The sequence below is a fragment of the Caballeronia arvi genome (assembly GCF_001544695.2).
GTDB classification, from domain to species: Bacteria; Pseudomonadota; Gammaproteobacteria; order Burkholderiales; family Burkholderiaceae; genus Caballeronia; species Caballeronia arvi.
This window is the reverse complement of record NZ_FCOM02000008.1, coordinates 1-15390: the sequence shown is the minus strand read 5'-3', so window position 1 is coordinate 15390 and position 15390 is coordinate 1. Positions and strand designations below refer to the sequence as shown.

General features: G+C 63.0%; 15 protein-coding genes. 1 reads left to right on the top strand and 14 read right to left on the bottom strand.

Annotated features, from left to right (window positions below; translation table 11 throughout):
* Positions 1–23: 23 nt before the first annotated feature.
* Genes AWB74_RS11700 through AWB74_RS11635 form a run of 14 tightly spaced genes read right to left on the bottom strand, consistent with a single transcriptional unit; the run spans position 24 to position 13170 of the window.
* A complete protein-coding gene (locus AWB74_RS11700; protein WP_061146937.1) occupies positions 24–1451 on the bottom strand; it encodes an MFS transporter in 1428 nt (475 codons plus the stop codon).
* Positions 1452–1471: 20 nt separating this feature from the next.
* Positions 1472–2689 (bottom strand): NAD(P)/FAD-dependent oxidoreductase, encoded by a 1218-nt coding sequence (locus AWB74_RS11695; protein ID WP_061146936.1) that lies wholly within the window; start codon positions 2687–2689, stop codon positions 1472–1474.
* The gene (locus AWB74_RS11690) at positions 2682–3647 is read right to left on the bottom strand and encodes a VOC family protein (RefSeq protein ID WP_061146935.1); all 966 of its coding nucleotides are present in this window, start codon (positions 3645–3647) and stop codon (positions 2682–2684) included. Before AWB74_RS11690 ends, AWB74_RS11695 begins: the two co-directional genes overlap by 8 nt.
* 10 nt (positions 3648–3657) lie before the next feature.
* Positions 3658–5148 carry an aldehyde dehydrogenase gene (locus AWB74_RS11685; RefSeq protein ID WP_061146934.1) on the bottom strand — a complete coding sequence of 497 codons (1491 nt, stop codon included), beginning with the start codon at positions 5146–5148 and terminating at the stop codon, positions 3658–3660.
* 15 nt (positions 5149–5163) lie between these two features.
* Positions 5164–5988, bottom strand: coding sequence for an aspartate dehydrogenase (locus AWB74_RS11680; protein ID WP_061146933.1), 825 nt, complete (start codon positions 5986–5988; stop codon positions 5164–5166).
* Entirely contained in the window at positions 5981–7648 is a 1668-nt protein-coding gene (locus AWB74_RS11675) for a thiamine pyrophosphate-binding protein (protein WP_061146932.1), read from the bottom strand. Before AWB74_RS11675 ends, AWB74_RS11680 begins: the two co-directional genes overlap by 8 nt.
* Positions 7641–8450, bottom strand: coding sequence for an SDR family oxidoreductase (locus AWB74_RS11670; RefSeq protein ID WP_061146931.1), 810 nt, complete (start codon positions 8448–8450; stop codon positions 7641–7643). Before AWB74_RS11670 ends, AWB74_RS11675 begins: the two co-directional genes overlap by 8 nt.
* A complete protein-coding gene (locus AWB74_RS11665; protein ID WP_061146930.1) occupies positions 8447–9307 on the bottom strand; it encodes an IclR family transcriptional regulator in 861 nt (286 codons plus the stop codon). Before AWB74_RS11665 ends, AWB74_RS11670 begins: the two co-directional genes overlap by 4 nt.
* Positions 9304–10161 (bottom strand): alpha/beta fold hydrolase, encoded by an 858-nt coding sequence (locus AWB74_RS11660; RefSeq protein WP_061146929.1) that lies wholly within the window; start codon positions 10159–10161, stop codon positions 9304–9306. The genes AWB74_RS11665 and AWB74_RS11660 overlap by 4 nt, the downstream gene beginning before the upstream one ends.
* 9 nt (positions 10162–10170) lie before the next feature.
* On the bottom strand, positions 10171–10698 hold the full coding sequence (locus AWB74_RS11655; RefSeq protein WP_061146928.1) for a cupin domain-containing protein: 528 nt from the start codon (positions 10696–10698) through the stop codon (positions 10171–10173).
* 29 nt (positions 10699–10727) lie between these two features.
* Positions 10728–11471 carry an SDR family oxidoreductase gene (locus tag AWB74_RS11650; RefSeq protein WP_061146927.1) on the bottom strand — a complete coding sequence of 248 codons (744 nt, stop codon included), beginning with the start codon at positions 11469–11471 and terminating at the stop codon, positions 10728–10730.
* Positions 11464–12525: an aromatic ring-hydroxylating dioxygenase subunit alpha gene (locus AWB74_RS11645; protein ID WP_061146926.1), complete on the bottom strand. Its 1062-nt coding sequence runs from the start codon at positions 12523–12525 to the stop codon at positions 11464–11466. Before AWB74_RS11645 ends, AWB74_RS11650 begins: the two co-directional genes overlap by 8 nt.
* 17 nt (positions 12526–12542) lie before the next feature.
* Complete coding sequence (locus AWB74_RS11640) at positions 12543–12851, bottom strand: recombinase-like helix-turn-helix domain-containing protein (protein ID WP_061146925.1); 309 nt, start codon at positions 12849–12851, stop codon at positions 12543–12545.
* Position 12852: 1 nt separating this feature from the next.
* Positions 12853–13170, bottom strand: coding sequence for a non-heme iron oxygenase ferredoxin subunit (locus AWB74_RS11635; protein ID WP_035500201.1), 318 nt, complete (start codon positions 13168–13170; stop codon positions 12853–12855).
* Between the two features lie 462 nt (positions 13171–13632).
* On the opposite strand from AWB74_RS11635, the gene AWB74_RS11630 reads away from it, so the two are divergent.
* Positions 13633–14706, top strand: a complete 1074-nt coding sequence (locus tag AWB74_RS11630) for a porin (RefSeq protein WP_061146924.1) — start codon at positions 13633–13635, stop codon at positions 14704–14706.
* Positions 14707–15390 lie beyond the last annotated feature (684 nt).

Genomic DNA, 15390 nt, shown 5'->3' with positions numbered 1-15390 from the left:
ACCGCCGGCCCCGGACAAAACGCTCAGGCCTCCAGCGCCTCCAGCACCTTCCCCTTCGTCTCGATGCCCATGAAATGCACCGCCACCGCCGCCACGACCGGCACCACGGCGAGTGCATAGAACGCGATGTTCATATTCCCGCCCATCAGCGTCTTGCCGACGAGCGCCGGCGCGAAGATCGCCGCGATCTTGAGCCATGCGCCGCCGAGGCCGCATCCGAACGCGCGGATGCTCGTCGGATACAGTTCGGGCGTATAGACATAAGCGGTGATGAAGCCGCACGCCATGAAGCCGAGCGCCAGCGCGCAGAACGTCGCGACCACATACACCGACTGCGTGACGAACACGCCTGCGCAAACGAGCGATATCGCGCACAGCACGAACGACCAGTTGATGACCGGCTTGCGCCCGACCTTGTCGACGATCAGCGCGCACGTCACCGAGCCGATCACGCCGAGCACGGACGCCGCCACCGCGAGATTCAGCGCGAGCTGCAACGGCGCGTGATACACGGTCTTGTAGATCGTCGGCAGCCACGTCGAGAGACCGTATTGCAGCACGCCGCACGTCATCCACAAGAGCGCGACGGCGATCGTGCGCTTCAGATACGCCGGCCCGATCAGATCGAGGCGGCGGCGCTGCGGATGGCGGCTCGCCATCGCTTCGAAGTCTGCGAGGTTGCCGAGCGGCGGCAGCGGTCCTTTCACGGTCGCTTCGAACGCGGAAAGGGCATCGCCTGCTTCACGCATGCGGCCGCGCTCGCCGAGCCAGCGCGGCGATTCCGGCACGAGCGTCTTCAACAGGAAGAACAGCACGAGCGGCACGCCGCCGATGAAGTACATCGTTTCCCAGCCGAAGCGCGGCACGATCCACGCGCCGAGCGCATTCGACGCGAGCAGGCCGATCGGAAACACGACCTCGTACATCAGCACGAACCGGCCGCGTCCATGCGCCCGCGTGATCTCGTTGATGTAGGTCGCCGCGACGGGCAACTCGCCGCCGAGCCCGAGCCCCTGCACGATACGCAACGCGACGAACACTGCGAACGAAGGCGCGAAGCCGCACGCGATGCTCGTGAGCCCGATGATGCCCGAGCTCCACGCGATCGAACGCACGCGTCCATAGCGTTCCGCGAGCGACGGAAAGAGGAACGCACCGATCAGTTGTCCGATCGATCCCGACGCGATCAGAAAGCCGACCTGTCCAGGCGTCAATCCCCACTTCTGGATCAAGAGCGGCAAGGTCGCTGCGATGACGATGACATCGAAGCCATCGAAGAACGTCGCTGCGCCGATCAGAATGCGCGCGCGCACCTGCATTGCATTGGCGGGCAGTCTTTCGATGCGCGCGATGATGGATCCCTTCGTGACCGCGTGAGCGGCAGCGGCCGCGTCGGCGATCGGTGTGGCGGTGCCGCCGTGGTCGACGACCGTATTGCTCATGCTCCTCATGCCTGCTCCCGTCTGTATGTTTATGCGAGTGCTTTCGCTGTGTCGGTGAGCGCCGCGATATCGACCGCGTGCCCTTTGCTCATCCACTTTTTCGCGACCTTCAGATCGCGCGTCGAATTGATCGCGATGACGCCGCGCAGTGCATCGCCGTCGAAGAAGAACAACGACGCGCGACGTGCCGCGAGATCGCCGCGCACGACGGGCGTCGAACCCGCCGGAATGTCGCCGAGAATCTGCAGATTCACGTCGTACTGATCCGACCAGAACCACGGAATTTCCGCATACGGCTCGCGCACGCCGAGCACCGCGCGCGCCGTCGCGATGGCCTGGTTCTGCGCGTTGGCCCACGATTCGAGCCGCACGCGGCGCTTCAGCCACGCGTTCGGATGATTGGCGACATCGCCGCACGCGAACACATGCGCGTCGTTCGTTGCGCCGAATTCATCGACGACGATGCCGTCGTTCACGTCGATGCCCGCGCTTTCGGCAATCGCCGTATGCGGCGTCAGGCCGATGCCCGCGACGGCGAAATCCGCATCGAGCGACGTGCCATCGGCGAGTTGCGCGCGCACGCCGTTGCCAGCGTCTTCCAGCGATACGAGCGATGCGTTGAGACGCACATCGACACCGTTATCGCGATGCAGCTTCAGCAGGAAGTCCGACACGCTTTCCGGCACCGAACGGCCGCACAGCCGCGGCGCGCCTTCGATCACGGTGACATCGACGCCGAGCTTTCTCGCGGTCGCCGCGACTTCGAGGCCGATCCATCCGCCGCCGATCACGAGCAATCGCTTGCTGTGGCTTTCACGCAGACGCTTGCCGATATGAACCGCATCGTCGAGCGTGCGCAGATACGCGAGATGCGAGGTCTTCACGAGCGTGTCCGGCAGACGGCGCGCCGCGCCGCCCGTCGCGATCACGAGACGGTCGTAATGCACTTCGCGTCCGCTCGCGGTGCGCACGATGCGCGCTTCGCGATCGATCGACGCCGCGCATTCCGGCTGCCATGCTTCGACGTTCAACTCTGCGAAGGCATCGTGATCGACGATGCGCACGGTATCGATATCCGCTTCGCCCGCGAGCACGGCCTTCGACAATGGCGGGCGTTCGTAGGGAAGATGAATCTCGTCGGCGATCATCACGAGGCGGCCGTCGAAGCCCTCCTTGCGCAGCGTCTTGACGATCCATCCCGCCGCCTGCCCGCCGCCGATGACGACGATCGTTTGAGCATCAGCCATTTTTCCGCTCCGTCATGAACTTGCCTTCGGGCGCCTTCGCGTCTTTCTGGCGGCGCGTATTGCCGTCGAGACCACCATCGATCGCCCACTCCGCGAACACGGTCGGGCCCGGCTCGAAATCGCGCGGCTGCCATTCGGGTGTGAGCACGTCTTCATCGGCGTAATACTCGATGAGACCGCCCGCCGGATTCTTGAAGTACCAGAAGTACGCCGACGACACTGGATGACGCCCCGGCCCGAGCTGCGTGGTCCAGCCGCATCGGCTGATATGCAGGCCGCCGCCGAAGACTTCGTGGATATCGCGCACCGTGAACGCGACGTGGTTCAGTCCGCGCTTGCCATCGGGCAATTGCAGCAGGAACAGGTCGTGATGACCGCCGTGCGGCGCGCAGCGCATGAACGCGCCGCGTCCCGGATAGCGATCGGACGTCTCGAAGCCGAGCAGCTCGTGATAGAACTTCTCCTGCTCCGCGACGCAGTTCGTGAAGAACACGACGTGTCCCACTTCGACCGGCTCGGCGCGCTCATACACGGGGCTGGGCGTATCGATACGCTGCGCATCGCCCCACACGTTCGACAAAGAGCCTTTCACGTCGATATCGCGCTTCTTCGTCACTTCGACGCGAATCGCCATGCCGTTCGGATCGATACAGCCGACGGCGTCATCGGTTTCGATGTGGCCCGGCTGGCCCGCGAAGCGTCCGCGCAATGCGTCGAGTTCGGCGCGCGTCGCGACGGCCCATGTCACTTCGCGCAGCGTCGGACCGCCTTCGAAGGCGGGCGGCAGCGACGGATCGCTTGCAAGCGCCAGCAGCACTTCGCAGCCGTTCAATGTTTCGAAACGCGCGCGCGTTTCGTCGTGCGAGACTTCCTTCAGACCCCAGTCGGCGAAAAAGCGCCGGCAGGTGTCGAGGTCCGTCACGCCGTAAGTGATTCGTTCGATGCCGAGAATCGTCATGGCGTCTCCTTCAGTTCGCCCACGGCAGCGGGGCTTCGTTCAAGCCCCAGTAGAGGCTCTTTTGCTGCATGTATTCGCGCAGGCCGAGGCGGCCTTTCTCGCGTCCCATGCCGCTGTCCTTCCAGCCGCCGAAAGGCGTCGTAATCGAAAATTGCTTATAGGTGTTGATCCACACCGTGCCCGTGTTCAACGCGCGCGCCATGTTCCATGCGCGCTTGTAGTCGCGTGTCCAGATGCCCGCGGCGAGGCCGAACACGCTGTCGTTCGCTTCGTGAAGGAGCGCGGCTTCGTCGTCGAAGGGCATGGCGGCGAGCACCGGGCCGAAGATTTCTTCCTGGCACATGCGGGCGTCGTTGCTCAAACCGGCGATGATCGTCGGCAGATAGAAGAAGCCTTTCTCGCGGCCATCGCCGGTCGGACGCTCGCCGCCGCACAACAGCGTGCCGCCTTCTTCGATACCCACCGCGACATAGCGCTCGATGCTTTCGCGATGCTGCCCCGTGATGAGCGGACCCATCTGCGTGTTTTCGCGCGTCGGATCGGCGACACGCAGCTTGCGCGCGCCATCGACGAGTCGTGCCATGAATTCGTCGTACACGCGGCGCTCGACGAACAACCGCGAGCCCGCGATGCACGATTCGCCCGACGAACTGAAGATGCCGTACAGCACGCCGTTCACCGCGTGATCGAGATCGGCATCGGCGTAGACGATGGTCGGCGACTTGCCGCCGAGTTCGAGCGATACCGGCATGAACTTGTCGGCCGCGAGACGCGCGATGCCGCGACCGACTTCCGTGCCGCCCGTGAACGAGACCTTCTTGACGAGCGGATGACGCACGAGCGCATCGCCGATCACCGAGCCTTTGCCCGGCAACACGCTGACGACGCCTTTCGGTACGCCCGCTTCCTCGCAGATGCGCGCCAGTGCGAGCGATGCGAGCGGCGTGACTTCGGCGGGCTTCAGCACGACCGCGTTGCCAGCGGCGAGCGCGGGCGCGAGCTTTTGCGCGTCGGACGCGATCGGCGAATTCCACGGCGTGATCGCAGCGACGACGCCGAGCGGCTCGTGCACGCTCATCGTCAGATAGTCGCCGCGCGAGGGCGTGAGCGCTTCTTCGAGCGTTTCGAGGCACGACGCGAAGTAGCGGAACGTGTTCGCCGCGCTCGTCACCAACGCGCGCGTCTCGCTGATCGGCTTGCCATTGTCGCGACGTTGCAGTTGCGCGAGCGCTTCGTGACGCGCTTCGATCAACGATGCGATGCGATGCAGGATCGCCGCGCGCTGATGCGGTTTCAGTCCGGCCCAATCTGCCTTTCTATAAGCACGATCCGCGATCTCGACGGCTTCGCGCGCATCGTCGGCATTAGCGGTGCTGATCTCCGCGTTGACGGATTGATCGGCGGGATAGATGCTCGCGTATGCGTTGCCGCGTCCTGAGCGCCATTCGCCGCCGAGGAAAATATCGCCGGACGTGACGAGCGAAGTGTCGGGATGATTCATCGTTCCAAAAGCTCCTTAGATGACGCAGCGCGCGCCAAGATTGCGCAACGCGCGGATCGCGCTGTACGCGGTCAGCGCCGATGTCTTGGGATTCGACGGCAACGGCTTGCCGCACATTTCGAGCGACATCTCGCCGAACGCGCCGCGCGCGACGATGCGATGCACGTTGCGCTCGACAGCCGGATCGGCGATCAGACGCACGCGCGTGCCGTCGAGGCCGAGGCCCGCGAGCGCGATCGTCGCCGCGACATTCGCGTTCTTCGGATAGAGCCGCGCCGCATCGCGTGCGCTGCCTTCGAAGATGACCTTCTCTTCGGTCAGCGACTTCAGATCGCACAGCATTTCGGCGGGCGTGCCGAGCCAGCCGAGCGGCGGCTTGCGGCCGGTGTACTGCACCTCGTCGAGACCGCCTTCTTTTGCCGACGCGATCGCATCGACGCCGCCGATCGCGCCCGACAAGAGCGTGAGCGTGGCCGCGCCTTCGTCGGCGGCATTGGAGAGCACATCGAGCAAGCCCGCTTCCGACAGCGCGCCGATGGATGCGACCGCGCAATCCGTGCCCGACTTCAGCAAGGGCACGACGTGATCGACGAGCGCCGCGTGGCCCGCGCATTCGAGCGCGAAGTCCGGATGACTCGCGAGCGCATCGACGCACGACACGACATCGACGCGATCGCCCAGAACCGCGCGCACCTGATCGCGGTCGCGCTCGGGCACGATCACATGCGAGATGCGCACGTGCGGATCGTTGTCGAGCGCGCGATACACCGCCGAGCCGATCGCGCCGAAGCCGATCATCGCGACATCGATCGCGTGATTGACGTGACGTGGATCACGCATATTCCGGCTCCTTCGGCTCTTCCTTCTTCACGGGCGGGCCGGCGAACGCGGTGGCGAACGAGCCGACCGACAGCATGTCCACTTCCACCAGAACCGGGCCGTCGATGGCGAGGCCTTCGCGCACGATGTCATCGGCCTGGTCGAGCGACGTGATACGGCGATGCGCGAGGCCGAGGCTCGCACAGAACTGCGCGAAATCCGGCTGATGCAGATCGACGAACATGCGCCGCCCGCCATAGGCCGCGTCCTGAATGTTGCGGATCACGCCATAGCACTGATCGTTCATCAGCACGATCATCACGTTGGCTTTTTCCTGCACGGCCGTGGCGAGTTCGCCGACGTTGACCATCAGGCCGCCATCGCCGACGAGCGCGACGGTCTTCTTCGCCGCGCCGGACAGCGCCGCGCCGATCGCCATCTGCATGCCCTGGCCGATGCCGCCGCCGAGCGCATGCACGCCCGCGCGCGGATTGAAGATCTTCAGCAGGCGATTGCCCCACGTGCTGTTCGAGATCGTGACGTCGCGCACCCAGTTGTAATCGCGGCCCACCGCGCGTTGCAGCGAATCGACGAGACGCTTGTACGGCCCCAGTCCCTTCGATACTTCGGCGACGGCCTTTTCGCGCGCGGCGGCGAGATCGCCCGCAAACTTCGAATCGATGCGGATGCGGCCTTCGAGCAGCGTCGCGAGTTCGTCGAGCACGCGCGAAGCATCGCCATGCACGAAGAGTTCGTTGCGATAGCCGCGGTTATCGGCGAGCGCATCGGCGTCGACGCGATAGAGCGGCTGCGGCAGCGCGAGCTTGTACTTCAGCGTTTCATTGCCGCGCAGACGCGAGCCGACGACGACGAGCGCATCGCACGTCTTGTAGAACGCTTCGACCGACGGATGCACGTTGAATGCGCCGAGCGTCGCGGGATGATCTTCCGGCAGCACGCCGCGGCCCTGCACGCTCGTGACGACGCCGAAGCCGAGCTTCACGAGACGTTCGACGGCTGAACGCGCATGACGTGTGCCGCCGCCGAGCCACAGCAACGGGCGCTTCGCGTTGGTCAACGCATCGGCGAGCTGCTTCAGGCGCAGCGGATCGTGCGTGAGCGTGCCGACATGCGGCGCGGCGAGGTCTGCCGGCCATTCGATTTCGGCTGCCTGAATGTCGATCGGAATCTCGACGCTGACCGGGCCAGCGGGCGCCGTGAGCGCGACGCGCACGGCTTCGCGGATCGTCGGCAACGCGGTGTCGACGGTGCGCACGCGGAACGCTGCCTTCGAGATCGATTGCAGCATCGACAATTGATCCGGCGCTTCGTGGATATACGCGAGATCCTGATCGAGATACTCGGTTTCGATCTGCCCGGTGACATGCAGGAGCGCGGTGCCTGCCGTCAATGCTTCGACCATTGCGCCTGCCGCATTGCCGGCAGCCGTGCCCGTCGATGTGAACGCGACGCCGAGTTCGCCCGACACGCGAGCGAGGCCGTCGGCCATGTTGAGCGCGCCCGCTTCGCCGCGCGCGCCGACATAGCGGATGTTGCCGCGGCGGCCGATCGCATCGAGGATCGGCATGTTGTGGATCGAGATCACGCCGAACGCGGTGCGCACGCCGCATTGTTCGAGGAATGCGGCGATCAGTTCGCCGACCGTGGTTTTTTCAGACATGACGAGCAAAGCCTCCAGAAACATCGATATGGCTGCCGGTCGTGTACGACGACAGCTTCGTTGCAAGGTAAAAGAGCGCCTGAGCGGCTTCTTCGGGCAGACCGAAGCGGCCGAGCGGAATGTTTTTCTTGCGCGCGAGCTCAGCGGTCCATTGCTGCCAGCTCTGGCGCGGTTCTTGTGCCTGTTGAAGATAGTTCTCGTATCGCCGCTTCCATTGCCCCGATTCAACGATGCCGATCAGAATCGAATTCACGCGAATGTTGTGCGGCGCGAGTTCCGTCGCGAGCGATTTGACGAGGCTCAGCACGCCGGCGCGCGCGGAAGACGTCGCGACCATGTGCGGCTCGGGCTGCAAGGCGAGCAGCGAATTCACGCAGGCGATCGCGGGCGAGGGCGCGTCTTTCAGCATCGGCAGAAAGGCGCGCGTCGGGCGGATGATGCTGAAGTACTTCAATTCGAGCTCGTCGCGCCAGGCGTCGTCGGTGGTGTCGGCGAAGGTGGACACGCGGCCCTGGCCTGCGTTGTTCACCAGCATGTCGACGCGGCCGAAGCGCTTCATGACTTGTGATGCAAATGCGTCGACTTGTTCCGCATCGAGCACGTCGCAACGTGAGGCAAGCAATTGCGCTTGCGGAAATTCTTTTGCGAGCGAGACTTGCGCGGTTTCGAGCCGTTCGCCGTCGCGACCGCAAATGGCCACCGATGCACCCGCCTGCAAAAACAGACGCGCCGTCGCGAAGCCGATGCCCGACGAGCCGCCGGTCACGACCGCGACTTGCCCTGAAAGATCGATTTGAATCATTGCAACCCCAGAGACTTCATGTAACGGCTCGACGTCGATGAACGTGCGGCCGGACGATAGTTGAGACGCATCGAGAGCGCATCGGCGGCTTCGCGCACCTTGTCGATGAGGCCGCTGCCGAGCAATGCGGCATCGATCTCGGGACGCGGGATCGTCGTCGTGATGACGGCGACGATGCGCCCCGTGTCGTTGCGAACCGGCGCCGTGACCACTGAAATGCCGCGCTCGAACGACGATTGACTCGTCGCATATCCGCGTTCGGCGTCTTCATTCACACGCTCGTACAGTTCCTCGACGGTTGCGGGCGTCGACTTCGTGAAGCGTTCGAGATGCGCTTCGGGATACAGCGCACGCAGTTCATCGAGCGAGAGATCGCCCATCAATACGTGACCGTGCGTCGTTGCGTGCGCGGGCAGGCGCGTGCCGACGTTCACCTTCACCGAGCTGAAGATCGGCGCGTGACTCTGCGCCTTCGCGACGAACACGACATCGCGGCCATCGCGAATCAGGATGTGGCTCGTGAGGCCGGTCGCATCGCGCAATGCTTCGATGATCGGCAGGCCGAGATCGGTCAGTTCGAGCGAGCTCAGATATTCGAAGCCGAGACGCAGCACGGCCACGCCCAGGCGATAGTTGCGGTCCTTGTCCGCGCGCTCCAGAAAGCCGAGCGCTTCGAGCGTCTGAAGCAGACGAAAGACCGTCGTGCGCGGAATGCCGAGCCGGCGCGACAGTTCGGGCGCACCGAGCACCGGCTCGCGCGGCGAGAACTCGGTGAGAATCTTCAGACCGCGTTCGAGGCCCGGCACGATGTAGGTCGGTTCGCCCTTGTCGTTGTCTTCTGCGGCGAGGGATGTCATTGCGTTACTCCGTCTTTCATTCGACATTCGATGCTCTGGCAAAACGAGTCGATCAGCGTCGTGTAGGCATCGGGCGATTCGATGTAGCCCGCATGGCCCGCGCGCGGCATCACTTGCAGACTGACGTTCGCGGCCTGCGCGATCACCTGACATGAAGCGGGCGGCGTGATCGTGTCTTCTGCGCCAACCGCAACCGCAATGCGCCCTTGAAAGCGCGCGACATCCGCGGCGAGATCGGCGTTCGCAAGCAGATGCGTCGCTTGCGCGTAGCCTTCGGGCACGATGCGCGCCATGTTCCAGCGGACCCATTCGCGCGCTTCGTCATCCGCGTATTGCGACAGCATGTTCGCGCTGCGTTCGCGTGCGAGTCCTTGCGGGCCGAGTTCTTTCAGCATCGACAGACGCGCATCGCGTTTCGATTCGCGTACTTCTTTCGATGAAGCGCCGTAACCCGCCGCAGGCGAAATCAGCAACAGGCCCGCGACACGTTCCGGCGCGCTTGCAGCAAACGAACCGGCGATGATCGCGCCGAGCGAATGCCCGACGATCACGCAGCGCTCGACACCGATCGCATCGAGCCATGCGGATAAAGCGTTCGCATAGTCGGACGCAACCGGCGATTCATCGGCGACGCGAGTGGATTCGCCATACCCCGGCGCATCCCACGCGAACACGCAACGCTTCGCGCCGAGCGCATCGAGCTGCCGCACCCACGAAGCCGCGCCCGACCCGATGCCATGCAGCAACACCACCGGCAGGGTGCGCTGCGAAGCACCTGCCTCGCGATAACCCGTGATGCCGTGCGCGGTATCGATCGTCACTGCGCGGAACTGGGCGAGCGTCTCGATGTTCATGTCGTCGTCTCAGCGCTTGAGCTTGGCCAGAGGCGAATCCGGCGGATACGTCGGCGTGATCGGCTTCGATGCGCCGAGCATCACGCACATCAGCGCGTCTTCATCGCCGATATTGATCTCCGTGCGATACACGCCAGGCGGCACCGAAATGAGATCGCGCTCGCCGAGCACGGCTTCCCACGTCTGCCCGTCCTTCTCGCAGATCACCTTCATCTTTCCGCGCAGCACGAAGAAGATTTCTTCGACGTCGATATGAATGTGGCTCGGCCCGATGTTGCCGGCGGGAATGACCATCGTCGAAAACGTGAAGCTGCCGGCGGGGACCGTGTTCACGTCCTTCGCGACGCCCGTGCCGCCCGTGCCGACATAGCGCATCTGCGCGCGGCGATACTTCGGGTCGTAGTCGGCCTGGAACTTGAGCGCGTCCCAGTCGTAGCGGCGCGTTTCGAGGCGCGCGACACGCGAGTCCATCCATTGCTCGAAGCTCGCTTCAGCGGGCTTTTCCCACGATTTGCGTTCGATGTCTGCATCGGCCATTGCTTTCTCCAGGTTCTATGTAGAGCGAATCAATTCATCACGAAGCCGCCGTTCACCGGCAGCAACTGGCCCGTCACGAAACGCGCCGCGTCCGAGAGCAGGAACAGCACGGGGCCGTTCACGTCGTCGGGGACTTGCGCGCGCGTCAGTGCGCGGCCTTTGAGGTAATACTCGTGGCGCTCGGCCGGAACGTAGGCGGTCGCTTCCACTTCGGTCAGGCCGGGCGCGATTGCGTTGACGGTCACGTCGCTCGTGCCGAATTCGCGTGCCAGCGAGCGCGTCATCGCGATCACGGCGCCCTTGCTTGCGACATACGCGAGCAGCTTCGGCGCGCCCCACATCGCCGTATCGGATGCGATATTCACGATCGCCCCGCGCCCCGATGCCTTCAGATGCGGCAGGCACGCGACGCTCATGAGCCACGTGCCGCGCACGTTGACGTTCATCACGGCGTCCCATGTCTGCGGCGTGAGTTCATCGGCGGACTTGCCGCCCGAATTAGTGATCGCGGCGTTGTTGATGAGGCCATCGATGCCACCCAGCGCTTTCGCGCTTTGCTCGACGAATTCAGCGATGCTCTGCGGATCATTCAGATCGAGCGGGAAGAAGTGCGCATTGGGCACATCGCGAGCGAGCGCTTCGCCTTCTTCGTGTAGCACATCGCCGAACGCGACGCGCGCGCCGCTTTCCACGAGGGTCTTCACGAACGCCGCGCCGAGTCCGCGGGCGCCGCCGGTGACTAGCACGCGGCGATCTTGAAGCGCATCACGCATGAGCGTGCTCCGTGTTCTTCGGCAGCGCATCGAGCGCAGCGAGATGCTGCTGCGCGCGCTGCTTCAGCATGCGGCGCACGCGCGTCATACCGACATCGTGCTGATAGAGGAATTCGTGATTGCGTGCATTCGGCGCGAGGCTTTCGAGCACGTAACGATCTTGTTCCAGCACGGCCCAATGCAGGCCTTCCAGACGATTGCGATACAGGAAGCGCCACGCGTCGCGCTGCCAGCCGGACACCTTGCGGGTGCGCCAGAAATAGACCTGGCAGTTGTCGTCATCGACGGGCGTAGCAAAGCCGATGATCCCGAAGTTGCCGCCCGGACCGAACTTCTTCTTGTACGGAATCGCGAGACGCATCCACAGGCAGCCGGTTTCGCCGAGCTCGACCCAGTCGAAGTTGACGTCGCGCTGATTGACCTTCTCGAACATCAGGCCCGTGTCGGTCTTGCGCACGCGCATGTCGGCCTGCTTGTCGCCTTCGGCCATCGAATGCGATGTCGCGTGCAGATATGCACCGTGCATCGGGTCCATCACGTTGTCGATCGCGTACTGGTAATTGCACTTCCAGTGCGACATGCACAGGAAGCTCGCGTATTCATCGCCGACGAGTTCTTCCGGCAGCACGAGCGGCGCGGGTTCCTTGTTGGCGTCGTCGCCGAACCAGAGAAAGACCGCGCCGGCGTGCTCTTCGACCGGATACGACTTCACGCACTTCTGGCCTTCGAGCGGGCACGCGGACACGGCGGGCACTTTCTGCACGGTGCCGCTGCCATCGATTTCGATGCCGTGATACCAGCACGCGACGCTGCCGCCGAGATTCCAGCCGAGCGACAGACGCGCGCCGCGATGCGGGCAGCGGTCTTCGAGCGCATGCACCTTGCCTTCGTTGTCGCGCCACAGAACGATCTGATCGCCAAGGCGCGTCAGGCCGATGGGCGCATTCGCCACTTGCCAGCTCGGTGCGACCGGATACCAATAGTTGCGCAAGCCGCGATCGAGATAAGCCTGAACGGGATCGGCTGCGGGGGGTGTTTGCTGAGGGGACGTCATGTGAAAGAGCTCCTTCTTTATTCAGCGAGCGTGCGCAGTTCGGCGGCGAGGCGATCGGCAGTCCATGCCGAGCCTTCCGGCGTACGGAAGCCGTCGCGGTTCAATCCCGCGACCACTTGCTCCAGTTCAAGCGCACCCGCTTCGAAGACGCGTTCGAGCGCGTCGCCGAAGTCGTTTTCGTATTGCGTCGGCTCGGCCTTGCGCGTCTGCCAGATGAAGTTTTCGATTTCACCCGGCTTCTCGATCACGCCCTTGCCCGCGACGTTGTTCGGCTGCGGCGCGAGCCACGGCTTGAGATTCGGATTGAAGTTCACGACTTTTTCCATGTCACGCCACCTTGATCTGGATTTCCTCGCCGGCGAGGCGCACCGAATACGTCTTCAGGTCGCGGCCGCCGGGCTCTTTCAGGCATTTGCCCGTGGGGATGTGAAACACCGCTTCGTGCAGCGGGCATTCGACGGTGTCGCCATCGACGAAACCCTGCGTCAGCAGCGCGTATGCATGCGGGCAGACGTTCTCGAGCGCATACAGCTCGTCGCCCACTTTGTAGATACCGATTTCCGCGCCGTCATCGAGCTTGAATTCGATCGGTGCGTCTTCCGACAGATCGCCGGCATGTCCGGCGCAGCGCCATTGTTCAGACATCTTTCACCCTTTCCTCTGGTTCGTCCGTGTTCCACTAAAGGAACATCAGTTCGTGTATGGGCATTATAGGAGTCGTCCGAGCCGGAAAAAACAAAAATCTGGCGCTCTAGGTGAAAACACTGAAGGCGGCGCGTTTAAAAGTGCGCTGGCGCATTTGTTCCGATGAATGGACGTGCGTTCGACCTTGATTCGTAAGCCTTTTCATGCACGAAACGCGCCGACGGATCAGCCGTCAGGGTCTACCCGATGAGTGCCGAAATTTATTGTTTTGACGCAGGAAAGCTCACTATACTTTCCATAGGCAGTACGTTGATTCATAGGTGGAACAAACATAAATCAACGGCGGGCCTTTCGGAGGACGCGATGGATTGCGTCAGCCGAAGTCGGGAGGAAGCGCAATAAACGGCAACAGGAGAAGCGGGCGCGGCCCGCCCTCGAACAATACCGTCAGGAGAACGAAGGGTGAAGCACATCATCGCAGCGGGGCTCATCGGAGCGGGCGTCGCGACCGGCGCGGCGGCGCAGAGCACAGTGACGCTTTACGGCAGCCTCGATGCCGGCATCGCATATATCAACAATGTCGGCGGCCATCCGAAATGGATGGAGGAGCAGGGCAACATGCAGCCCGATCGCTGGGGCTTTCGTATCGTCGAGGATCTGGGCGGAGGGTTGAAGACCGTCGCGCAACTGGAGAACGGCTTCTATACGAACACCGGCAACTTCGCGAAGGCCGGCACGCTATGGAATCGACAGGCGTATCTCGGGCTGGAGCAGCAGAACGTCGGCACGCTGACGCTCGGTCATCAGACGCCGTTCAGCTTCGACATGCTCGGACCGATGTCGACGGGCTATCAGGCGGCGAGCTGGTATGCGTTCCATCCGGGCAATATCGACGAACTCGCCGACACGGGGGTCGTGCCTTACGACAACTCGGTGAAATTCCGCTCGGCGGACTTCTACGGCTTCTCGGCCGGCGCGATGATGGGTCTCGGCAACACGACGAACTTCTCGACGGGCCGCAATTACGGCTTCGGTCTCACGTACGGGAACGGCCCGTTCAAGGCGGCGGCTACGTATTCGAATGAGCACAACCGCAATCCCGCGATCGCGACGATGGGCTTCTCGACGTTCCAGGGCCAGCCCGCCGCGACGTATATGGCGGAGAAACAGGAAGTGATGGGTGCGGGCGCGTCATACGAGATCGGCAAGTTCGTCGTGCACGGTTTGTACACGCGCGTGAAGTTGCAGTCGAATGGTCAGTCTGATACCTACCAGACGTACGACGCGGGGCTTACCTTCAAGCCGGTGGCGTGGAACTGGATTGCAGGCGGTGCGGCTACGACGTCGTTCGCGGGCGGACGATGGACGCAGTTCGAAATCGGCGATATCTATATGTTGTCGAAATCGACGCAGCTTTATGTGAATGCGTTGTATGAGCATGCTACCGGCGGGGCGAAGGCGGCGTTTTTCACAGCGGGGGTGTCGAGCACGGCGAATCAGGTTATCGTGCTTGCGGGTATTCACCATTCGTTTTGATTGCGCGTTGTTGAATTCCTGATTTCCTGATTTCGTGTCGGTTTATTGGCGTTGCCCCTATGCGGGGCGGCAGTCACTTTCTTTGCTCGGGACCAGAGTAAGCGCTAAAGCGCCAACTCTGGTCGACGCAAAGAAAGTAACCAAAGAAACAGCTATCCCCAGCCTAAGCACTTCACACCGGCCGCGGCACAGGCGATTGGCTGAATGGAACCCGGAGTAGCGAGTGCCCTCACAAGCAGAATCCGGCTTGGATCGCGCACGATCTGACAAGCGATAACGCAAAGAACACTGGTTCAGCACGAAACAGTTCCGGCACAGCGCTACGCGCTCCCGAAGGGCATGCAAGGGAAACATTCGGTATGCGAAGCAAATGCGCGCGCCATGCAAACCCGATGTACCGGTCGGCCGCGAAGCGGGCCGGAGCTATAAGGTGCTGAACCAGTATGTTATGCGGTGCGATGTGTCAGACCGTGCGCGATCCAAGCCCGGTGAGACCTTTGAGGGAACTCGCTACTCTGGGTTCCATTAGGTCAATCGCCTGTGCCGCGGCCGGCGTGAGGCACTTAGGATGGGGATAGCTGTTTCTTTGGTTACTTTCTTTGCAGCAGTGTATAGACCGGAGACATGGGTAACACCTGTTCCAGGACATGGGTAACACTTCCGGACGAATGGTTCGTCCGGGAG